Here is a 22006-nt window from a genome sequence, read left to right as displayed (position 1 = left end):
CTCCGGGGGGCAGATCTGTTTCAAGGCGCACGCGCGCCGCGACCAGGAGGAAGACCGATGAAGGTCCGCAACTCGCTCCGCTCGCTCAAGCAGCGTCATCGCGATTGCCAGATCGTGCGCCGCAAGGGCCGCGTCTACGTGATCAACAAGACGCAGAAGCGCTTCAAGGCCCGTCAGGGCTGATCCGCTTCGGGCAAGCAATTCCAAGGCCGCGCAGGGAAACCCGCGCGGCCTTTTCCATTGCGCCCCACCCGCACGGCGAATCGCCGGTTGCCATGCGGGCATGGGGTGGGGCTTGGCGTTAGATCCCGCTCATTTTGGGATTTCGCGACACATTGCCAAACATCGGCCTCAGATGTGGCGCGGCGCGATCCGGTTCCTATATGTGTCAGGCCGAAGGCCATCATCGTCAGCTATAGGTCACATTATGAGCGACAGAAAATCCATCCGTTTGGTCATCCCTCAATGGCAGGGAGGCGATAACCCGGCATACAGCTTGGGCTCCAGGATGCTCGATTGGCTCGCCCCCGAAACCAACATGCCGGTTTTCCATGTGTCGGTGAGGGAGCCGAATGGGCCTCTCGCTAAAGAGGATGGGATACCCGGCCGGAGCGACATCAACAGCCAGCTTGCCGAAACATGGGACATCCTCAAAGAACAGGAGCCGCAGCGTATCGCGACGTTCGGCGGCGATTGTCTGGTTTCGCTCGCGCCGTTCGCGTGGCTCAGCGAGAAATATGGCGAAAAGCTCGGCGTTCTCTGGATCGACGCCCATCCTGATGTGCAGACGGCCGACCAATATGCGAATGCTCATGCGCATGTCTTGGGCGCGCTGCTGGGCAACGGGGATGCGGACCTGACAAAAATGGTCGCTCGACCGCTGGACCCCAGGAAGGTGATGATCGCCGGTATCCATCACCCCTTGGAGCACGAGCAAAAATTTCTGTCGGAATGGGGCATCCGGACCTGCTCGCCGGAAGACGTCAAAAACGGCGGGGATGCCGTGATGGACTGGATCGAGGCAAACGGGATCGCGTATCTTGCCATACACTTCAACCTCGATGTTCTCGACCCGCGCAATTTCCGCTCTGTCCTGTTCGCGCGGCCGGGGCGTGGCGCGCATGATTTCGGGGACGTGGCCGAAGGCCAGATCGACATTCCCGACGTTTTGAACCTGATTGAGCAGGCTGGTTCCAAAGCCGAGATTGTCGGCCTGACGATTGCAGAACACCTGCCTTGGGACGCCCTCAACCTGAAAGCCATGCTGGAGCGTCTGCCGCTGGTCGGAAGTCGAACGTAGCCGAGGGGCTTGTCGCGAAAATCCTGGAATCCGCGACAGATCGTCGGTGCCCTGAAGATCAGGGCTTTCTGTGCCGCAGGTCTTTGTCGCCTCCGCCACTTGCGACATGATGTGCGACGGGGCTGCCCGGGGTGGGCAACGGCCTGGTCCCGCAAAGCGACGCTGCTTATGGACGATTCGGCATCACCACAAGCCGTTGCCGGTTCAAACCTCCACGGACGCGCGCGAAGGCTGCCACCGTGGCTGGCGCCTCAGTCATAGCGGCGCAGGTCTTCGATCACCTTGCCGTCGTTCGGCAGGCTGCCCGGCGCCACCAGCTCGATCGTGCCCTTGAGCTTCAGCGCCTCGACCACGCCGGGGGTGTAGCGGGCGGGATCCCGGGCCTCGGTCTCGATCCGGATCGTCATCGCATCCATCTCGCCGTCCCGGGTGGCGATGACGCGGGCGCGGGTCACCTCCGGATGGGCGGCAACGAAGGCCGCGACCTGTTCGGGGCGGACGAACATGCCCTTGATCTTCGTGGTCTGGTCGGCGCGGCCCATCCAGCCCTGGATCCGCCGGTTGGTGCGGCCGCAGGGCGACAGACCCGGCAGGATCGCGCTCAGATCCCCGGTGGCGAAACGGATCAGCGGATAGTCCGGGTTCAGCGTGGTCACCACGACCTCGCCCACCTCGCCATCGGGAACCGGATCGCCGGTGCCGGGGCGGACGATCTCGACGATCACGCCTTCGTCGAGGATCATCCCCTCCATCGCCGCGCTTTCATAGGCGATATGGCCCACATCCGCCGTGGCATAGCATTGCCGACAGGCGATGCCGCGATCCGCGTAATCCTGCCGCAGGCTGGGGAACAGAGCGCCGCCGCTGACTGTGGCCCGGGTGATGGCCAGCGCGACGCCCATCTGTTCGGCCTTGTCGAGGATCACCTTCAGGAAATCCGGCGTGCCCGCATAGGCGGTGGTGCCGATATCAGCCGCCGCGCGGACCTGAAGCTCGGTCTGGCCGGTTCCGGCGGGAAGGACCGTCGCCCCCACCGCCCGCGCGCCCGATTCGAACATCATCCCCGCCGGCGTCAGGTGATAGCCGAAGCAGTTCTGCACGATATCCCCCGGCCCCACGCCCGAGGCGAACAGGAACCGGCCCAGCCGCCACCAGTCCCGCGTGACATCGCCCGGTTCATAGATCGGCCCGGGCGACTGGAACACATGGGCAAAACCCGACGCGGGCTTCGCCGTCAGCGCGCCGAAGGGCGGGGCCTTCTTCTGCGCGCCGCTCAGATCCGACTTGCGCAGCACCGGCAGCCGCGCCAGCGCCGCCCGGCTGTCGATCGCCGCCGGATCGAGCGCGCCCAGATGCGCCGCCATCCCCGGCGCCGTCAGCGCCCGTGCCACCGCCTGCGGCAGCGCAACCGCAAGCGCCGCCTCGCGTTCATCCCCCGATCGGGTTTCCAGCGCGTCGTAATGGGTCATTCGCTCTCTCCTCAGGCCAGCCAGCGCTTGCGGCGGCGGTAGCTGCGCACCTCGCGGAAGGACTTGCGCCCCTCGTCCGACATGCCCAGGTAGAATTCCTTCACATCCGGGTTCTCGCGCAGCGCGGCGGCGGGACCATCCATCACCACACGGCCCGATTCCAGAATGTATCCGTAATGCGCGTAACGCAGCGCGACGTTGGTGTTCTGCTCGGCCAGCAGGAAGGTCACGCCCTCGCCCTCGTTCACCGCCTTCACGATCTCGAAGATCTGCTCGACCAGTTGCGGCGCAAGGCCCATCGACGGTTCGTCGAGCAGGATCATTTCGGGCCGGGACATCAGCGCGCGGCCCATCGCCACCATCTGCTGTTCCCCGCCCGAGGTATAGCCCGCCTGACTTTTGCGCCGCTCCTTCAGCCGGGGGAAATAGGCATAGACCATCTCCAGATCGCGCGCGATCGCGGCGCGGCCATCCGTCCGGGTATAGGCGCCGGTGAGCAGGTTCTCCTCGACGGTGAGGTGCTCGAAACAGTGGCGCCCCTCCATCACCTGGATCACGCCCTTGCGGACCAGATCGGCGGGGGCCATGTCCTGCACCCTGTCGCCGCGATAGACGATAGTGCCCTTCGTCACCTCGCCGCGCTCGGAATGCAGCAGGTTGGAGATCGCCTTGAGCGTCGTCGTCTTGCCCGCACCGTTGCCGCCCAGAAGCGCGGTGATCCCGCCCTTCGGCACGGAAAGGCTGACGCCCTTCAGCACGAGGATGACGTGGTTGTAGATCACCTCGATATTGTTCACTTCGAGCAGCGGTTCCGTTTTTGCGGCGTCGAACATGTCATCCTCCCCGGTGGCGCCCCGGCCCGAAGGCCGGGGCCGTTGCTCAGTTGCAGCGCTCGGTGATTCCGGCTTCCTTGGCATAGGCGGCGGAATCCTCGGCGATCAGCGGGTCGAGCACCTCCTTGTCGGGCGCGATGAAGTCGGTGAGGATGGTCCACTTGCCCGCCGTCGCGTCCCATTGCTGGATCATCGCGCCGCCCGGGCCGCCGTGGTCGGCGCAGGTGGCGGCGAAGGCCTGACCGAAGCCCTTGAGGCCCAGCTCCTCCATCCGCGCATCGGTGATCTCCAGCGCCTCGAACCCGTCGCGCAACTGCACCGGGGTGATCGTCGGAGTGCCCGCCATTTCCTGCGCCTTGCGGATCGCCTCGGCGATGACGAGCGCCGCATACATGCCGCGCGAATAGACCACCGAACCGATCTGATCGCCCGCGCCCGATGCCTTGCCCGCGTCATAAACGTATTTCTTCAGGTCGCCATAAATCGGATAGTCCGTGCCGACCCCGTGGAAGGCCAGCGCCTTATAACCGTTCGCGCCCTTGCCCGCGGGTTTCACGTCGTTTTCCGATCCCGCCCACCAGTTGCCGATGAAATGGTCCATCGGGAATTTGATATTCGCCGCTTCCTGAATCGCGACGGAGTTCATCACCCCCCAGCCCCAGAACACAACGTAATCCGGCTTGTCGCGGCGGACCTGAAGCCATTGCGACTTCTGTTCCTGGCCGGGGCTGTCGACGGGCAATTGCGTCAGCTTGAAGCCGTGCTTCTTCGACAGTTCCTCAAGCGTGCGGATCGGCTCCTTGCCATAGGCGGAGTTATGATAGATCAGCGTGACCTTCTTGCCCTCCAGAGAGCCTTCCTGCTCCAGCATGTATTTCACCGCGACAGAAGCGCCGTCCCAGTAATTCGCCGGGTAGTTGAACACCCATTCGAACACCTTGCCATTGGCGGCCGAGGTCCGGCCATAGCCGGGGGTATAAAGCGGGATCCTGTCCTGCGTGACCTTGGGGATAAGCTGATAGGTGATGCCCGTGGACAGCGGATTGTAGACCAGCGCCCCCTTGCCCTTTGTGCTTTCGTAGCACTCCACGCCCTTTTCGGTGTTATAGGCGGTTTCGCATTCCGGAACCTGAATCTTCTCGCCACCGATGCCACCGTCGCGTTCGTTCAGCAGCGTGAAATAGTCGTTGAAGCCATCGGCATAGGGGATGCCCCCCGCCGCGAAGGGCCCGGTGCGGTAGCTGAGGTTCGGCACGACCAGATCCGCAAGGGCCGGCCCCGCCGCGATCGTCACTGCCACCAGTGCCGCGAAAGTCTTCTTCATTTCGGTTCTCCTCCCAGAGACGTATTGGCCAAGGATGTCGGGGTGCCTCCTCGCACCCCGGGGCGTCAGTGCGGAAACGGCCAGAGCCGCAGCTTTTCCTTCGCCACGCGCCACAGTTGCGCGAGGCCATGCGGCTCTGCGATCAGGAACACCACGATCAGCGCGCCGACGATCATCAACTCGATATGCGCCGCAAGGTCGGTGGGCCAGCCAAGCGTGCCGACCAGCAGGTTCTTCAGCAGCACCGGCAGCAGCACGAGAAACGCCGCCCCGGCGAACGAGCCGAAGATCGAGCCCAGCCCACCGATGATGACCATGAACAGGATCAGGAAGCTCTTGTTGATGCCGAAGGCCTCGCCCACCTCCGCCGCGCCCAGATAGACCGCGAAGAACAGCGCCCCCGCGATCCCGATGAAGAAGGACGACACGGCGAAGGCGGTGATCTTGGTGGTCAGCGGGTTCACCCCGATGATCTCGGCCGCGATGTCCATGTCACGGATCGCCATCCATTTCCGCCCCACCGTGCCCCGCGTCAGGTTCCGCGCCACCACGGCGACCAGCGTCAGCATGACGAGGCAGAACAGGTATTTCGCCGCCGCCGTGGTCTGCGCGCCGGTGATGTAGACGCCGAACATCGTGCGGTCGGGCGCGGTGATCTGGCCCGAGGCCGAGTAGTTGTAGAACCACGGCACCTTGTTGAAGAGCCAGACCAGGAAGAACTGTGCCGCGAGCGTCGCCACCGCCAGGTAGAACCCCTTGATCCTGAGGGACGGCAGGCCGAACAGCACGCCCACCGCCGCAGTGATGCCGCCCGCGATGATCACATGGATCATGAACGGCACCTCGGGGAAGGCGGTCATCAGCTTGTAGGCCGCATAGGCGCCCACCGCCATGAAGCCGCCGGTGCCCAGGCTGACCTGCCCGGCAAAGCCCACCAGCACATTCAGCCCGATCGCCGCGATCGCATAGATCAGGAACGGCACGAAGACCGCATTCGCCCAGTAGTCGTTGATCAGGAACGGCACCACCCCATAGGCCACCGCCAGCACGGCATAAAAGCGCCAACGGTCGAACTTGATCGGGAAGGTCTGGTTATCCGCCCGGTAGGTGGTCTTGAAATCGCCGGCTTCACGGTAGAACATCTCAGACCCTTTCGATGATCCGCTCGCCGAACAGGCCCTGCGGACGGAAGACGAGGAAGAGGAGCGCGAGGACATAGGCGAACCAGTTTTCCGTCGCGCCGCCGATCAGGGGGCCCGCGAAGAACTCGAACAGCTTCTCCCCCATGCCGATGATCAGCCCGCCGACGATCGCGCCCGGGATCGAGGTGAACCCGCCCAGCATCAGCACCGGCAGCGCCTTGAGCGCGATCAGCGAGAGCGAGAACTGCACCCCGGATTTCGAGCCCCACATGATCCCGGCGACCAGCGCCACGAACCCCGCGATGGACCAGACCAGAACCCAGATGAAGCGCAGCGAGATGCCCACCGACAGCGCCGCCTGATGGTCATCGGCCACCGCCCGCAGCGCCCGGCCCTGCTTTGAATACTGGCTGAACAGCGTCAGCGCCGCGACCAGCGCCACCGCGACCAGCGTTGCCACCACATCGAGATTGTCGATGAAGAAGCCATAGCCGAACCATCTGTCGGTGACGGCTTCGATGGTTTCGTTGATCCCCTGCGGCAGGCCGACGTCCAGCGTCTTGATGTCGGCGCCCCACATCACATCGCCGAAACCTTCGAGGAAGTAGGCCAGCCCGATCGTCGCCATGAACAGGATGATCGGCGGCTGCCCCACCAGATGATGCAGCACCAGCTTTTCGATCACGATCGCCAGCAGCACCATCACCGCGCCCGTCAGCACGATCGCGATGACCGAGGGCACCGTCCAGCCGAAATGCGTCACATGCAGGCCGGTGACCGCGTTGATCAGATGGGCGAAGGGCACCTGCCCCTGCTGGATCCCCACCAGCGTCAGCGCGGCAAACAGCGCCAGCACCCCCTGCGCATAGTTGAAGATCCCGCTGGCCTTGTAGATCAGCACGAAGCCCAGCGCGACGAGCGCATACATCACCCCGGCCATCAGACCGTTGAGCATGACCTCCAATGCGTAAAGAAGCTGGTCAGGCATCGGAGCCTCCTGCAAACAGAATGAAATCAGCCATGCGCCACCCCCAGATAGGCGTCGATGACGTCCTGGTTGTTGCGCACCTCCTCGGGCGGGCCGTCGCCGATCTTGCGGCCGTAATCCATCACCACCACCCGGTCGGACAGATCCATCACCACGCCCATGTCATGTTCGATCAGAACGATGGTGGTGCCGAATTCGTCGTTCACATCGAGGATGAAGCGGCACATGTCCTCCTTCTCCTCGACGTTCATCCCCGCCATCGGTTCGTCGAGCAGCAGGATCTTCGGTTCCGCCGCCAGCGCCCGGGCCAGTTCCACCCGCTTTTTCAACCCATAGGGCAGCCGCCCGACAGGGGTTTTCCGGATATTCTGAATTTCAAGAAAGTCGATGATCTTCTCGACTTTCTCGCGGTGTTCCTCCTCTTCGCGCTGCGCCCGGCCCCACCACAGCGCCTGCGCGAACAGCCCGGATTTCATCAGCGTCAGCCGCCCGGTCATGATATTGTCCAGAACCGACATCCCGTCGAACAGCGCGATGTTCTGGAACGTCCGCGCCAGGCCGAGCCCCGCCACCTGATAGGGCCGCATCTGCGGGCGGCGCGCGCCGCGGAACCAGACCTCGCCCTCGGTCGGAATGTAAAATCCGGAGATGACGTTGAGCATGGACGATTTACCCGCCCCGTTCGGCCCGATGATCGCGCGGATCTCGCCCTCGCGGATGTCGAAGGAGATGTCCTTGATCGCCACCACGCCGCCGAATTTCAGCGTGATGTTCTGCAACTGCATCAGCACCGGGCCGATCCTGCGGCCGTCCGCCGTCACATAGCCCTCCGCCATGTCCTTCATGCCGCCGCCTCCCGGTCATGCGTCACCGTGGCATCGGCCAGCCGCAGCGTGGCCTTGATCGCGCCCTTGCGGCCGTCTTCGTAGGTGACTTCGGTTTCGGTGTAGATGCTGTCCTTGCCCGCATAGAGCGCGTCGATCAGGTCGGCATATTTCTCGGCGACGATATTACGGCGCACCTTGCGGGTGCGGGTCATCTCGCCGTCGTCGGCATCAAGCTCCTTGTGCAGGATCAGGAAGCGGTGGATCTGACAGCCCGACAGCATCGGATCGCGCGCAACCGAGGCATTCACCGCGTCGATATGGCCCCGGATCATCTCATAGACCTTCGGATGGCCCGCCAGTTCCTGATAGGAGGCATAGGCGATGTTGTTGCGCTCGGCCCAGTTGCCCACCGCCGTCAGGTCGATGTTGATGAAGGCGGTGCAGCGGTCGCGGCCATTGCCGAAGACCACGGCCTCCAGGATCGTCGGATAGAACTTCAGCTTGTTCTCGACATATTTCGGCGCGAACATCCGCCCGTCGGCGAGCTTGCCCACATCCTTCGCCCGGTCGATGATCCGCAGATGGCCCGTTTTCTCCTCGAAGAACCCGGCGTCGCCGGTGGCGACCCAGCCTTCGGGATCCTTGGTCGAGGCGGTGCTTTCGGGATTGTTGTAATATTCCACGAAGGTGCCCGGAGAGCGGTAATAGACCTCGCCATTCTCACCGATCCTGACCTCGACCCCCGGCGAAGGCACCCCCACGGTATCCGAGCGCACCTCGCCATCGGGCTGCTGGGTGATGAACACGGTGGCCTCGGTCTGGCCGTAAAGCTGCTTCAGATTGATGCCCAGCGAACGGTAGAAGTCGAAGATCTCCGGCCCGATCGCCTCGCCCGCGGTATAGCCCACGCGGATCCGGCTGAAGCCCAGCGTGTTCTTCAGCGGCCCGAAGATCGCGAGTTCCCCCAACGCATAGCGCAGCCGCTCCACCGCGCCCACCGGCTTGCCGTCCAGAACCCGCGGCCCGATCCGCCGCGCCAGCGCCATGTAATGGTCGAACAGCCATTTCTTGAACCGGCCCGCATCCTCCATGCGGATCATCACCGAGGTCAACTGCCCCTCGAACACGCGCGGCGGTGCAAAGAAGTAGGTCGGCCCGATTTCACGCAGGTCGGTCATCATCGTCGCCGCGCTTTCGGGGCAGTTCACCGTGAAGCCCGCCCAATAGGCCTGACCGATCGAAAAGATGAAATCGCCCACCCAGGCCATCGGCAGATAGGCCAGAACCTCTTCGCGATGCGTCAGCCCGTCGAAGCCGCAGGTGTTCCTTGCCGTTTCGGATGACATTGCGGTTCGACAGCACCACGCCCTTCGGCTTGCCCGTCGTGCCGGAGGTATAAAGCATGACGCAGGTCGAATCGTAATCCAGTTCCGCGATCCGCGCGTTCAGTTCGGCCTCGTAGCGGTGATGCCCGGCGCGGCCTTCGGCGATCACATCGGCCATCGCGTTCATGCGGCTGTGGTCGTATTTCCGCATGCCCCGCTTGTCGGTATAAATCACATGGCGGATCGCATGCAGCCGGTCCTCGATCTCGACGATCTTGTCCACCTGCTCCTGATCGCCGCAGACGACATATTTCGCACCGCAGTTGTCGAGCACATAGGCCATCTCCTCGGCCACCGCGTCCTGATAAAGCGGCACCGGCACCGCGCCGCACATCTGCGCCGCCACCATCGCCCAGTAGTGCATCGGCCGGTTGCGCCCGATGATCGCGATATGGTCGCCCCGCTCCACGCCCAGGCTGAGGAACCCGAGCGCCAGTGCCCGGATCTCCTCGCTCGCCTGCGCCCAGGTCCAGCTTTGCCAGATCCCGAATTCCTTTTCCCGATAGGCCGGTGCGTTCCCGAACCGTGCGACATTCCGCGCCAGAAGCGCCGGAATCGACTGTTCTGCCGCCGTTGCGTCAGCCATGTGTCCTCCCCCGTGCCGGTCCGCCCCGGCGCCCCGATGCAGCGCGGGCTCCTCTTCCCCCGTTGCGTCGCCCCGAGTCATGGCCGCGAAACTTTGCCTGAGTTTTGCGGGAATCTAACGAATCCTTTCCGCCATCGCCCCTTTGCGGATCGGGGCCGGGGTGCTACCCATGGCCGGGGAGGAACGGGATGGAAGACCAGCGCGAGAGGCTGACGCAGGCCGGGCTGAACCTGATCGGCCAGGCCCTGTCGATCTTTGACAGCGGGCTGCGGCTGGCGGTCTCGAACCGGCCCTATCAGGTGATGTTCGACCTGCCCGATGCGCTGGTGCGACCGGGAACCCCGTTCGAGGAAACGATCCGCTATCTGGTGACCCGGGGCGAATATGGCCCGGTCGAGGATATCGGAGAGGCGATCCGCACCCGGGTCGAAGCCGCCCGGACCTTCGCACCGCATTACATGGAGCGCACGCGCGCGAACGGGCGGGTGATTTCGGTCGAGGGGGCGCCGCTGCCGCAGGGCGGCTGGGTCACCGTCTATACCGACATCACCGCGATCAAGGCGCAGGAGGCGCTGCTGCGCACCCGGTCCGAGGAACTCTCGGGGCAGCTTCTGGCCCATGCCGAGCGGCTGGCGACGGCGAACCGCGAACTCGCCGCGCTGAACGCCGCGTTGCAGGAGGCGCAGCGTGAACTGACGGCGATCGAGGCCCGCACCCGGCAGGTGACCGAGATGATGCCCGCTCATATCGCCCATATCGACCGGGATATGGTCTATACCTTCTCGAACCGGCGGGTGACCTCGGTGATGCCCGGATCGCAGGAGGATCCGGTGGGCAAGACGCTGGCAAAGGCGCTCGGCCACGATACCGCGCGCCGGATCCGGCCGCATCTGGAGCGCGCGCTGGCGGGCGAGGCGCAGGTGTTCGAAATCACCCATACCCCCTCCGGCCGGCGGATCCGGATCGCGCTGACGCCCGATGTCGCGGCGACGGGTGAGGTGAGCGGGGCCTATGTCCTTTCGACCGACGTGACGCATGAGGCACAGGCCCGCGCCGCCATCACCCAATCCGCCAAGCGCGAACTGGCCTCGCAGCTGACATCGGGGCTGGCGCATGACTTCGCCAATCTGCTTACCGTGATCCTCGGCCTTCAGGGGCGGATCGAACGCCGCGCCGACCTGCCCCCGGACGTCACCGAAGCGGTGCGGGCAACGCTGGCCGCGGCGCGGCGCGGGGGCATGCTGCTCGACCGGATTTCCGCGATTTCCGGAAAACGCGAAATCCGCCCGCAGGCGGTGGAGATGCGTCCGCTGATCGAGGATCTGGCCGCGATGGCGCTGCCCGCGCTTGGGCCGAACGTACGGCTGGAAACCTTTGTCGGTGGGCTCGACGCGCCGGTGCTGCTCGACCCGGGGCAGGTGCAGGACTGTTTGCTGAACCTGCTGCTGAACGCACGCGACGCGATGGGCCCGGCGGGCGGCACGATCCGGATCGAGGCGCATGCCCTGCGCGACACCTGGATCCAGATCTCCGTTTCCGACACCGGGCCGGGGTTTACGCCCGAGGCGCTGGCCCGCGCGCTGGATCCGTTCTTCACCACCAAGGGTGGCGAGGGATCGGGCCTCGGCCTGTCGATGGTCTACGATCAGACGAAACTGGCGGGGGGCAGCGTGCGGCTGAAGAACACCGACGAAGGGGCGCGGGTGACGCTGCGCCTGCCGCTGCGGCTCGCCACCGTGCGGGCGGAGCCGCTGCTGATCCTGCTGGTCGAGGATAACGGCGATATCCGCGCCGAGGTGCGAGAACGGCTGCGCGCCCTTGGCCACAGCGTGATCGAGGCGTCCACGGCCGAAGAGGCGCTGACCCTGACCGCACTGCCCGGCATGGGTCCGGCAATCGGCTTCGTGCTGTCGGATATCCAGTTGGGCGGGATGACCGGGCTCGATCTGGTGCGCAGCCTGCCGCCCGGCGTGCCCGCGGTGCTGATGACCTCGCTGCCACCCGGCGATCCGCTGCGGGCGGCGGCGCCCTGCCCGGTGCTGCACAAGCCGTTCTCCACCGCGGAACTCTCCGCCCTGATCGCCGGAGCGCGCGCATGACACAGCCTCTCGTCGCCATTCTCGATGACGAAGCCGAAATCCGCCGGATGCTGTCGGACGCACTCGAAGAGGCGGGCTTCCGCACCACCGCCTATGGCCGCGCGACGGAATTCGAGGCCGGGCTGAAGCGGTGCCAGCCCGATGTCTGCCTCGTCGATCTGGGCCTGCCGGACCGCGACGGGCTGGCACTGGTGCATCGGCTGGCGCTCGAATCAGGGGCGACGATCATCATCATCTCGGGCCGGGCACAGGTGCAGGACCGGGTGACGGGGCTGGAACTCGGGGCGGACGACTACATCATCAAACCCTTCGACCCGGCGGAGGTGGTGGCCCGGATCCGCGCCCGCCTGCGCAAGCCGCGCACCGAGGCCCCGGCGCAGAATGTGGCCGCCTTCGCCGGGATGCGCGCGCAGTTCGACCGCTATGTCCTGATCGACGCGGCGGGCCGCGAAACCCCCTTCAGCCATGCCGAGGGCGAGGTGTTGCGGCTGTTCCTGGAAAGCCCCAACAGGTTGATTTCCCGCGCACAGATGCAACAGACGCTTGGCGGCGTCGCGGGCGAGAGTTTCGACCGCGCGATGGATGTGCGGATCTCGCGGCTGCGCACGAAGCTCGGCGAGGATCCGAAGAACCCGAAGCTGATCAAGACGATCTATGGCGCGGGCTATATCTTCCTGAGCGATGTCAGCTGGTCGTGAACCATGTCATGGAACTGTCACATGAGTTTTGCATAAGCGTCACCGTCGGAGCCTAGCAAGGCGCCGAGGCCGCAGCGGCCCGCTTTTGTCAATTCGGGAGTGATCCATGAATACCGTGAAACTCGGCGTCTCCGCCCTGGCCCTGCTGGCCGTTTCGGCCTCGGGCGCGCTGGCGCGTGATCAGATCCAGTCGGCCGGTTCCTCGACCGTGCTGCCCTATGCCACGATCGTCGCCGAGGCCTTCGGCGAAAACTTCGACTTCCCGACCCCGGTCGTGGAATCGGGCGGTTCGGGCGCGGGCCGCAAGAAGCTGTGCGAAGGCGTGGGCGAAAACACCATCGACATCGCCAATTCCTCCTCGCGGATCTCGCAGTCGGACATCGACACCTGCAAGGCGAACGGCGTCAACGAAATCATGGAAGTGCGCTTCGGCTATGACGGCATCGTCTTCGCCAGCGACATCAACGGCCCGGCCTTCGCCCTGACCCCCGGCGACATCTATGGCGCGCTGGCCGCGAAGGTCGCGAAGGACGGCAAGCTCGTGGACAACACGAACAAGACCTGGAAGGACGTCAAGGCCGACTTCCCGGCGCAGGATCTGCTGCTGTTCATCCCGGGCACGAAGCACGGCACCCGCGAAGTGTTCGACGAAAAGGTGATCGTCGAGGGCTGCAAGTCCACCGGCGCCTTCGACCTGTTCGCGACCGAAAACAACGGCGACGCGAAACAGGCGGCCAAGGCGTGCAACGACCTGCGCAAGGATGGCGTCTCGGTCGACATCGACGGCGACTATACCGAAACGCTAGCCCGGATCGCGGCGAACAAGAACGCCGTCGGCGTCTTCGGCCTGTCCTTCTACCAGAACAACACCGACAAGCTGCGCGTCGCCACGATCGACGGCGTGACCCCTTCGGTCGAGACGGTGGCGAAGGGCGAATACCCGGTCTCCCGCCCGCTCTACTTCTATGTGAAGAAGGCGCATATCGGCGTGATCCCGGGCTTGCAGGAATACATCGACTTCTTCGTCTCGGACGACATGGCGGGGCCCGAAGGTCCGCTCGCTGCCTATGGCCTGGTTCCCGATCCGGAACTCGCCAAGACCCAGGAAGACGTGAAGAACAACGTGGCCATGGGGCCGCTGAACTAAGATCCCCGGGTGGCGCCTTCGGGCGCCGCCTTTCCTTTTGATGCGGAAAGTCCCATGAGTGTCGGTCTCCTTTCCCTGATCGTGATTGCGCTGGCAGTCGCCGGATACATCGCGGGGCGGCAGATTGCCGTTTCCAAGGTGCAAGGCGACGTCCGGCGGCTGCATTCGCTGCCAAGCTATTACGGACAGACGGTCTTCCTGTTCACCGCCGTTCCGGCCCTGCTTCTGCTGGCGGGCTGGCTTCTGGCGCAGCCCACCTTCATCGAATCGCGCATCACCGCGATGATCACCGCCGCGGATGTGCCCGAGGGCTCTTCGGTCGGGCTGGTGATGACGGATGTGCGTCGCATCGCCTCGGGGCTCGACCAGATCCTCGCACAGGGCAAGCTGTCCGAAGCGAACCTGACCGCGATGCGCGCCGATGTCACCGATGTGCGCGGCCGCCTGGCCGAGGTCGGCGTGGCGCTCGGCTCCAACGTGAAGCCCTCGGTCTTCGAGGCGGCGAAATCCTATCGCGCGATGGCGACGACGAGCCACATAGCGATGGTCTTCGCGGTTCTGGCGCTGGCGCTGGCGGGCTTCGTCTTTGCCGTGTCGCGGATCCGGCCGGAGTTCCGCGCGCGCAACGTGTCGGAAACCTTCGTGCGCTGGCTGCTGATCGGGGCGTCGTGCATCGCGATCCTGACCACGGTGGGCATCGTGCTGTCGCTGGTGTTCGAGACGATCCACTTCTTCCGCGTCTATCCGTTCAAGGACTTCTTCTTCAGCCTGACCTGGAACCCGAAATTCGGCGGCGGATCCGACCTCGGCATCTGGCCGCTGATCTGGGGCACGCTCTACATCTCGCTGATCGCGCTCCTGGTCTCGGTGCCGGTGGGGATTTTCGCCGCGATCTATCTGGCGGAATATGCCTCGAAAAAGGTCCGCGCGGTGGCAAAGCCCCTGCTCGAAGTCCTCGCGGGGATCCCGACCATCGTCTACGGTCTGTTTGCGCTGATCACCGTGGGGCCGGCGCTGCGCGACTGGTTCGCACAGCCGCTGGGGCTTGGGTCGTCGTCGTCTTCGGTGATGACGGCGGGCGTGGTGATGGGGCTGATGCTGATCCCCTTCGTGTCCTCGCTGTCGGATGACATCATCAACGCGGTGCCGCAATCGCTGCGCGACGGCTCCTATGGGCTGGGCGCGACGCAATCGGAAACGATCAAGCAGGTAATCCTGCCCGCCGCCCTTCCGGGCATCGTCGGTGCGGTGCTGCTCGCGGCCTCGCGCGCCATCGGCGAAACGATGATCGTGGTGATGGGCGCGGGCGCGGCGGCGAAGATGTCGCTCAACCCGTTCGAGGCGATGACCACGGTGACGGTGAAGATCGTCAGCCAGCTGACGGGCGACACCGAATTCGCCTCGCCCGAAACGCTGGTCGCCTTTGCCCTCGGCCTGACGCTGTTCGTCTTCACGCTGGGGCTGAACATCCTCGCGCTCTATATCGTGCGCAAGTATCGGGAGCAGTATGAATGACTGCCGAAGCCACAAACGTTCCGAAATCGCTTTACGCCGCCGATCCCCGCACCCGCCGCCGCAATGCCGCCGAAGCCCGGTTCCGCACTTACGGCATGGCCGCGGTGGCCTTCGGGGTGCTGGCGCTGGTGGTGCTGCTCAGCTCGGTGCTGGGCTCCGGGCTCGGCGCCTTCCGGCAGACCCGGATGGTGATGCAGGTTCCGGTCGATGCCGCGGTGGTGGACCCCTCGGGCGCCCGCGACCCGGCCGCGATGGGCAAGGTGACCACCATCGCCTATGGCAAGATGCTCGAACAGGCGCTGATCGCCGAGGTGAGGGCGAAGGGCCTTGCCACCGAAGGCATCTCCGACAAGGAAATCGCCGGGCTGATCTCCAAGGAAGCGCCCGCGCAACTGCGCAAGCGGGTGCTGGCGGATCCCTCGGTCATCGGCACCACGATCAGCTTCAACGCGCTGGCGGGTGGCCGGATCGACGGCTACTTCAAGGGCCGGGTGACGATGGAGAGCGCGGAGCTCGACAGCAACGTCTCCCCCGCGCAACTGAAACTGGCGCAGGCGATGCGCGATCAGGGGCTGATCTCCCTGCCGTTCAACTGGGACTTCATCACCGCGCCCGACGCCTCCGAAGTGCGGCCGGAGGCGGCGGGCCTCGGCGTCGCGATCCTCGGCTCGCTCTACATGATGCTGATCGTGCTGGTGCTGTCGCTGCCGCTCGGGGTTGCCGCCTCGATCTATCTTGAGGAATTCGCGCCGAAGAACTGGTTCACCGACCTGATCGAGGTGAATATCGCCAACCTCGCCGCGGTGCCCTCCATCGTGTTCGGCATCCTCGGTCTCGCGGCCTTCATCAACTTCGGCGGCCTGCCGCAATCCTCGCCCATCGTCGGCGGCCTCGTGCTGACGCTGATGACCCTGCCCACGATCATCATCGCCACCCGTGCCGCGCTGAAGGCGGTGCCGCCCTCGATCAAGGATGCGGCGCTCGGCGTTGGCGCGTCGAAGACGCAGACGATCTTCCACCATGTCCTGCCGCTCGCCATGCCGGGCATCCTGACGGGAACGATCATCGGCCTGGCGCAGGCGCTTGGCGAAACGGCGCCGCTGCTGCTGATCGGCATGGTGGCCTTCGTGCGCGACTATCCGGACGCGCCGCCCGAGGGCTTCATGGATCCGGCCTCGGCGCTGCCGGTGCAGGTCTACAACTTCACCCAACGGGCGGACCCCGCCTATATGGAACGCGCTTCCGGTGCCATCATCGTGCTGCTGATCTTCCTGGCGGTGATGAACATCCTCGCGGTCATTCTGCGCCGCAAGTTCGAGCGCCGCTGGTAAGGATTGACGATCATGAACGACATGAGACTGACGGAGAGAGTCGTGGACGCCACCAAGGTCAAGATCGCTGCGAAGGATGTGCAGGTCTATTACAGCACGACCCATGCGCTGAAAGATGTCAGCATCAACATTCTCGACAAGACGGTCACCGCCTTCATCGGGCCGTCGGGCTGCGGCAAGTCGACCTTCCTGCGCTGCCTGAACCGGATGAACGACACCATCCCGGTGTGCCGCGTCGAGGGGCAGATCCTGCTGGACGGCGAAAACATCTACGACAGGAAGGTCGACCCGGTGCAGCTGCGCGCCCGCGTCGGCATGGTGTTCCAGAAGCCGAACCCCTTCCCGAAATCCATCTACGACAACGTGGCCTATGGCCCGAAGATCCACGGCCTGACCCGCAACAAGGCGGAACTGGACGAGGTTGTCGAGGCATCGCTGCGCAAGGCCGCGCTGTGGAACGAGGTGAAGGACCGTCTGGACGCGCCGGGCACCGGCCTGTCGGGCGGCCAGCAACAGCGGCTGTGCATCGCGCGCGCCGTTGCCACCTCGCCCGAGGTGCTGTTGATGGACGAACCCTGTTCGGCGCTCGACCCGATCGCGACGGCGCAGGTCGAGGAACTGATCGACGAACTGCGCTCGAACTTCTCGGTGGTGATCGTCACCCACTCGATGCAGCAGGCCGCGCGGGTCAGCCAGAAGACCGCCTTCTTCCACCTCGGCAACCTGGTTGAGTTCGGCGAGACCGCGACCATCTTCACCAAACCCTCGGACCCCCGGACCGAAAGCTACATCACCGGCCGGATCGGCTGACGGAGGAACACATGGCTCAACACATCCTTTCCGCATTCGACCGCGACCTGGAAACGGTTCAGGCGCTGGTCGTGAAGATGGGCGGGCTGGTCGAGGCGCAGATCGTCGATGCGGCGACCGCGCTCGAAACCCGCGACGACGATCTGGCGCAGTCGGTGCGCAAGCGCGACAGGGCCGTCGATGCGCTCGAAGAGCAGATCAACGCCGAGGCGGCGCGGCTGATCGCGCTGCGCGCGCCGGCGGCCTCCGATCTGCGGGTCGCGCTGTCGGTGATCAAGATCTCGGGCAGTCTGGAACGCGTCGGCGATTATTCCAAGAACATCGCCAAGCGCTCGCAGGTGCTGATGCAGATGCAGCCGATCAACGGCTCCACCGGCGCGATCCGCCGGATGGCGCAGGCGGTCGAAGGCATGCTGAAGGACGCGATCGACAGCTACATCCAGCGCGACGAGAAGCTGGCCGCCGACGTGCGCGCCCGCGACATCGAGATCGACCAGATGTATAATGCGCTGTTCCGCGAATTCCTGACCTACATGCTCGAAGATCCGCGCAACATCACCGCCTGCATGCACCTGCATTTCATCGCGAAGAACATCGAGCGGATGGGCGACCTGGCGACCTCGATTTCCGAACAGGTGATCTATCTGGTGACCGGCGAGATGCCCGACGACGAGCGCCCGAAATCCGACAGCGTGACCCCGTTCGACAAGGTGGAGGACTGACCGATGCAGCCCTGCGTGCTGGTGGTCGAGGATGAATCGGCCCAGCGTGAAGTCCTGCAATACAACCTTGAGGCCGAAGGGTTCCGCGTCGTCATGGCGGTGAATGGCGACGAGGCGCTGTTGATGGTGCGGGAGGAGAAGCCCGACCTGATCGTGCTGGACTGGATGCTGCCGAATGTCTCGGGCATCGAGATCTGCCGCCGGGTGAAGGCCAATCCGGAGACCCGCGCGATCCCGATCATCATGCTCTCGGCGCGGTCGGAGGAATCCGACCGGGTGCGCGGGCTGGAGACCGGGGCGGATGATTACGTCGTGAAGCCCTATTCGGTGGTGGAGCTGATGGCCCGGCTGCGCACGCAGCTGCGCCGTACCCGGCCCGCCACGATGGGCGAGCGGCTGGTGTTTCAGGACATCATCCTCGACGCGGGCGAACACAGGGTCTTCCGCAGCGGCCAGCCGCTGAAGCTCGGGCCGACCGAGTTCCGGCTGCTGTCCACGCTGATGGAGAAACCCGGGCGGGTCTGGACCCGGGACCAGTTGCTGGATCGGGTCTGGGGGCGGGACATCTATGTCGATACCCGCACGATCGACGTGCATGTCGGGCGGCTGCGCAAGGCGCTGATGGCGCATGGCGGGGGCGATCCGGTCCGCACCGTGCGCGGCACCGGCTATTCGCTGGGCTGAGCCGCCAGGAAGGCATCGACCTCATCGCGGGCGGGGATGGCATCGGCCGTTCCCGTCCGTGTCACCTTCAGCGCCGCCGCACCGGAGGCAAGACGCAGCGCCTCCCGCGGCGAAAACCCCTGCGCGAGCCCCGCCAGCAGATAACCGGCGAAAGTATCCCCCGCCCCGGTCGTATCCACCGACCGGACCCGGAACGCGGGCACCCGGATCACCTGCCCGTTTTCGTGCCATTCGGCACCCTGCGCGCCCAGCGTCACCACCATCTGCGGCACTGGCGGCGCGCCCCCGAAATCGCGGCGCAGGGCCTCGGCCTCCCCCTCGTTCACGATCAGCAGCGTGACACCGGGCAGAACCGCCCGCACCGCCGCCGCATCGAAGGGCGCTGCGGAATAGGCCACCCGCAGGCCACGCGCCCGCGCCTCGGCCACCGCTTCGGACAGGGCCGAGGTCTCGTTCTGCGTTACCAGCCAGTCGCCCGGCGCGGCCCCGGAAAGCACGGCCCGGACGGCATCGGGCGCAATCGCCCGGTTGGTCCCGGCGAACAGCAGGATCGCATTCTCGCCCGCCGCATCGACCTCGATGATCGCATGGCCGGAGGCGCCGGGCAGCACCGCGACATGGGTGCAATCGACCCCCGCCGCGCGCATCCGCGCCACCATCCACAGCCCATCCGCCGCAACGGCACCGATATGGCGCACATCCGCCCCGGCCCGCGCCAGCGCCACCGACTGGTTCGCGCCCTTACCGCCCAGGCCAACGGCATAATCCGCTGCGGCCAGCGTCTCCCCCGGCTGCGGCAGATGCGGCAGCCGGTAGAAGTGATCCGCGTTGATCGAGCCGAGGTTCCAGACCGTCACTTGCGCTGACCCATCCGGCAGGCGGCGATCGACGCCATGTTCAGGATGTCGTTCACAGTCGCGACGGTGGAACAGATCTGGATCGGATCCGCCACGCCGGTGAGGATCGGGCCGATCACCGTCGCCCCCGCCATTTCCTGCATCAGCTTGGTCGAGATCGAGGCCGCATGCCGCGCGGGCACCACCAGAACGTTCGCCGGGCCGGTCAGGCGGCAGAACGGATAGCTCTTCATCTGATCCATGTTCAGCGCGACATCGACGGTCATTTCGCCGTCATATTCGAAATCGACACCGCGGCTGTCCAGCACCTTGGGCGCCAGATACATCTTCGTCGCGCGCTCCGACACCGGATAGCCGAAGGTCGAGAACGAGGCGAAGGCCACCCGGGGTTCCAGCCCCAGCCCGCGCGCGACCATCGCGCCCGCCTGCGCGATGTCGGCCAGATCCTCGGGCTCGGGCCATTCATGCACCAGCGTGTCGCCGATCAGCACCACCCGGCCCTTGTGCAGCAGCGCCGTGATCCCCACCGCGCCATCCGAGGGCTTCACGTCATAGACCTTGCCGATCCGTTCGAGGATATGCGCCGATTTCCGCGTCGCCCCCGTCACCATCCCGTCGGCATGGCCATGCGCCAGCATCAGCGCGGCGAAGATGTGCCGGTCGCGGGTGGTCAGCTTATGCACGTCCTCGCGGTCGTAGCCCTGCCGTTGCAGGCGGGCATAGAGGAAATCCTTGTAGCTCTCGACATGCTTGCTGTTGAGCGAATTGACCACGGTCAGTTCGCGATAGGCATCGCCCAGCCCGACGGACTCCAGCTTTTCGCGCACATCGGCCTCGCGCCCGACGACGAGCGCCTGCCCCATGCCGCCGCGCTGATAGGCCACCGCCGCGCGCAGCACGCGCGGATCGTCGCCTTCGGAGAAGATCATCCGCGCCTGCGCCCGCCGCGCCCGCGCCTGTATCCCCTGAAGGATCGAGGCGGTCGGGTCCATCCGCGCCGCAAGACTGCGGGCATAGCCGTCGATGTCGATGATCGGGCGGCGGGCAACGCCGGTATCCATCGCCGTCTTCGCCACGGCGGGCGGGATCACCCGGATCAGCCGCGGGTCGAAGGGTGCCGGGATGATATAGTCGCGGCCAAAGGTCAGCTTGCGGCCATAGGCCATCGCCACCTCGTCCGGCACATCCTCGCGCGCGAGTTCGGCCAGTGCCCGGGCACAGGCGATCTTCATTTCCTCGTTGATCGCGCGGGCATGCACATCCAGCGCGCCGCGGAACAGATAGGGGAAGCACAGCACATTGTTGACCTGGTTCGGATAATCCGACCGGCCCGTGGCCACGATCGCATCCGGGCGCACGGCATGGGCCTCTTCGGGGGTGATCTCCGGATCCGGGTTCGCCATGGCGAAGATCACCGGGTTGTCGGCCATCGAGGCCACCATCTCCGGCGTCACCGCGCCCTTGGCGGACACACCGAGGAACACATCCGCGCCCCGCATCGCATCTTCGAGCGTGCGGGCATCGGTGTCGGCCGCATGGGCGGATTTCCACTGGTTCATGCCCTCGGTACGGCCCTTGTAGATCACGCCCTTGGTGTCGCACATGATGCAGTTGTCATGCCGCGCGCCCATCGCCTTGATCAGTTCGAGGCAGGCGATCCCCGCCGCCCCCGCGCCGTTCAGCACGATGCGCACATCCTCGATCCGCTTGCCGCTGAGCTCCAGCGCATTGATCAGCCCGGCGGCACAGATCACCGCGGTGCCGTGCTGGTCATCGTGGAACACCGGAATGTCGCAGATCTCCTTCAGCCGGCTTTCGATGATGAAACATTCGGGCGCCTTGATGTCTTCGAGGTTGATCCCCCCGAAGGTCGGCGCCATCAGCTTCACCGCCTGGATGATCTCGTCCGGGTCTTCGGTGTCGAGTTCGATGTCGATCGCGTTCACATCGGCGAACCGCTTGAACAGCACCGCCTTGCCTTCCATCACCGGCTTCGACGCCAGCGCGCCGAGGTTGCCAAGGCCAAGGATCGCCGTGCCGTTGGAGATGACCGCCACCATGTTGCCCTTGACGGTATAGTCATAGGCGGTTTCGGGCCGTTCGGCGATCGCCTGCACCGGCACGGCGACGCCCGGGCTATAGGCCAGCGACAGGTCGCGCTGCGTCGTCATCGGCTTAGACGCGATGATGTCGTATTTGCCGGGCTTCGGGTCGAGGTGATAGGCCAGCGCCTCTTCGGGCGTGACGCGGTTCTTCGTGGTCATGGGGCTCCTCCGGGTTACCAGCTTC

General features: G+C 65.2%; 19 protein-coding genes and 1 pseudogene. 10 read left to right on the top strand and 10 right to left on the bottom strand.

The annotated features are described in order from the left end of the window. Positions 1-57: 57 nt before the first annotated feature. Positions 58-183 carry a type B 50S ribosomal protein L36 gene (gene ykgO, locus QM789_RS17875; RefSeq protein WP_013069105.1) on the top strand — a complete coding sequence of 42 codons (126 nt, stop codon included), beginning with the start codon at positions 58-60 and terminating at the stop codon, positions 181-183. A gap of 244 nt (positions 184-427) precedes the next feature. Continuing rightward, positions 428-1300 carry an arginase family protein gene (locus QM789_RS17870; RefSeq protein WP_420353171.1) on the top strand — a complete coding sequence of 291 codons (873 nt, stop codon included), beginning with the start codon at positions 428-430 and terminating at the stop codon, positions 1298-1300. 251 nt (positions 1301-1551) lie between these two features. Here QM789_RS17870 and QM789_RS17865 read toward each other — a convergent pair whose 3' ends face one another. From QM789_RS17865 to QM789_RS17830, 8 genes and pseudogenes are all read right to left on the bottom strand, one after another. Further along, on the bottom strand, positions 1552-2769 hold the full coding sequence (locus QM789_RS17865; RefSeq protein WP_420353170.1) for a phenylacetate--CoA ligase family protein: 1218 nt from the start codon (positions 2767-2769) through the stop codon (positions 1552-1554). 11 nt (positions 2770-2780) lie between these two features. Then, complete coding sequence (locus QM789_RS17860; protein WP_420353169.1) at positions 2781-3602, bottom strand: ABC transporter ATP-binding protein; 822 nt, start codon at positions 3600-3602, stop codon at positions 2781-2783. 46 nt (positions 3603-3648) lie between these two features. Further along, the gene (locus QM789_RS17855) at positions 3649-4926 is read right to left on the bottom strand and encodes an ABC transporter substrate-binding protein (RefSeq protein WP_420353168.1); all 1278 of its coding nucleotides are present in this window, start codon (positions 4924-4926) and stop codon (positions 3649-3651) included. A gap of 65 nt (positions 4927-4991) precedes the next feature. Next, the gene (locus QM789_RS17850) at positions 4992-6068 is read right to left on the bottom strand and encodes a branched-chain amino acid ABC transporter permease (protein WP_420353167.1); all 1077 of its coding nucleotides are present in this window, start codon (positions 6066-6068) and stop codon (positions 4992-4994) included. A 1-nt stretch (position 6069) separates the two neighbouring features. Then, positions 6070-7056, bottom strand: coding sequence for a branched-chain amino acid ABC transporter permease (locus QM789_RS17845; protein WP_420353166.1), 987 nt, complete (start codon positions 7054-7056; stop codon positions 6070-6072). Positions 7057-7082: 26 nt separating this feature from the next. Further along, positions 7083-7901, bottom strand: a complete 819-nt coding sequence (locus tag QM789_RS17840; RefSeq protein WP_420353165.1) for an ABC transporter ATP-binding protein — start codon at positions 7899-7901, stop codon at positions 7083-7085. After that, entirely contained in the window at positions 7898-8413 is a 516-nt protein-coding gene (locus QM789_RS17835) for a hypothetical protein (RefSeq protein WP_420353345.1), read from the bottom strand. The genes QM789_RS17840 and QM789_RS17835 overlap by 4 nt, the downstream gene beginning before the upstream one ends. 201 nt (positions 8414-8614) lie before the next feature. After that, positions 8615-9854: pseudogene (locus tag QM789_RS17830) on the bottom strand (AMP-binding protein); the annotation flags it as partial. A 188-nt stretch (positions 9855-10042) separates the two neighbouring features. Here QM789_RS17830 and QM789_RS17825 point away from each other — a divergent pair. The 8 genes from QM789_RS17825 (at position 10043) to phoB (ending at position 18860) form a co-directional block, all read left to right on the top strand. Beyond that, complete coding sequence (locus tag QM789_RS17825; RefSeq protein ID WP_420353164.1) at positions 10043-11953, top strand: PAS-domain containing protein; 1911 nt, start codon at positions 10043-10045, stop codon at positions 11951-11953. Further along, entirely contained in the window at positions 11950-12651 is a 702-nt protein-coding gene (locus tag QM789_RS17820) for a response regulator transcription factor (protein ID WP_420353163.1), read from the top strand. Before QM789_RS17825 ends, QM789_RS17820 begins: the two co-directional genes overlap by 4 nt. A gap of 106 nt (positions 12652-12757) precedes the next feature. Continuing rightward, a complete protein-coding gene (locus QM789_RS17815; protein WP_420353162.1) occupies positions 12758-13798 on the top strand; it encodes a PstS family phosphate ABC transporter substrate-binding protein in 1041 nt (346 codons plus the stop codon). A gap of 54 nt (positions 13799-13852) precedes the next feature. Beyond that, positions 13853-15313 carry a phosphate ABC transporter permease subunit PstC gene (pstC, locus tag QM789_RS17810; protein ID WP_420353161.1) on the top strand — a complete coding sequence of 487 codons (1461 nt, stop codon included), beginning with the start codon at positions 13853-13855 and terminating at the stop codon, positions 15311-15313. After that, positions 15310-16644: a phosphate ABC transporter permease PstA gene (pstA, locus tag QM789_RS17805; RefSeq protein WP_420353160.1), complete on the top strand. Its 1335-nt coding sequence runs from the start codon at positions 15310-15312 to the stop codon at positions 16642-16644. Before pstC ends, pstA begins: the two co-directional genes overlap by 4 nt. A 12-nt stretch (positions 16645-16656) precedes the next feature. Beyond that, positions 16657-17454, top strand: coding sequence for a phosphate ABC transporter ATP-binding protein PstB (gene pstB, locus QM789_RS17800; RefSeq protein WP_420353159.1), 798 nt, complete (start codon positions 16657-16659; stop codon positions 17452-17454). 11 nt (positions 17455-17465) lie between these two features. Next, positions 17466-18176 (top strand): phosphate signaling complex protein PhoU, encoded by a 711-nt coding sequence (phoU, locus tag QM789_RS17795; RefSeq protein WP_420353158.1) that lies wholly within the window; start codon positions 17466-17468, stop codon positions 18174-18176. Positions 18177-18179: 3 nt separating this feature from the next. Next, entirely contained in the window at positions 18180-18860 is a 681-nt protein-coding gene (gene phoB / locus QM789_RS17790) for a phosphate regulon transcriptional regulator PhoB (protein WP_420353157.1), read from the top strand. On the opposite strand, the gene QM789_RS17785 is transcribed toward phoB, so the two are convergent. Further along, on the bottom strand, positions 18845-19717 hold the full coding sequence (locus QM789_RS17785; RefSeq protein WP_420353156.1) for a ribokinase: 873 nt from the start codon (positions 19715-19717) through the stop codon (positions 18845-18847). The two genes, phoB and QM789_RS17785, sit on opposite strands and share 16 nt — an antisense overlap. Continuing rightward, on the bottom strand, positions 19714-21981 hold the full coding sequence (locus QM789_RS17780; RefSeq protein WP_420353155.1) for an NADP-dependent malic enzyme: 2268 nt from the start codon (positions 21979-21981) through the stop codon (positions 19714-19716). The genes QM789_RS17785 and QM789_RS17780 overlap by 4 nt, the downstream gene beginning before the upstream one ends. Positions 21982-22006: the final 25 nt, after the last annotated feature.

The sequence above is a fragment of the Paenirhodobacter sp. genome, from assembly GCF_047600745.1.
In the GTDB taxonomy this organism is placed as follows: domain Bacteria; phylum Pseudomonadota; class Alphaproteobacteria; order Rhodobacterales; family Rhodobacteraceae; genus Rhodobacter.
Note: the sequence above shows the minus strand (reverse complement) of the source record. Positions and strands in the feature narration are given on the sequence as shown.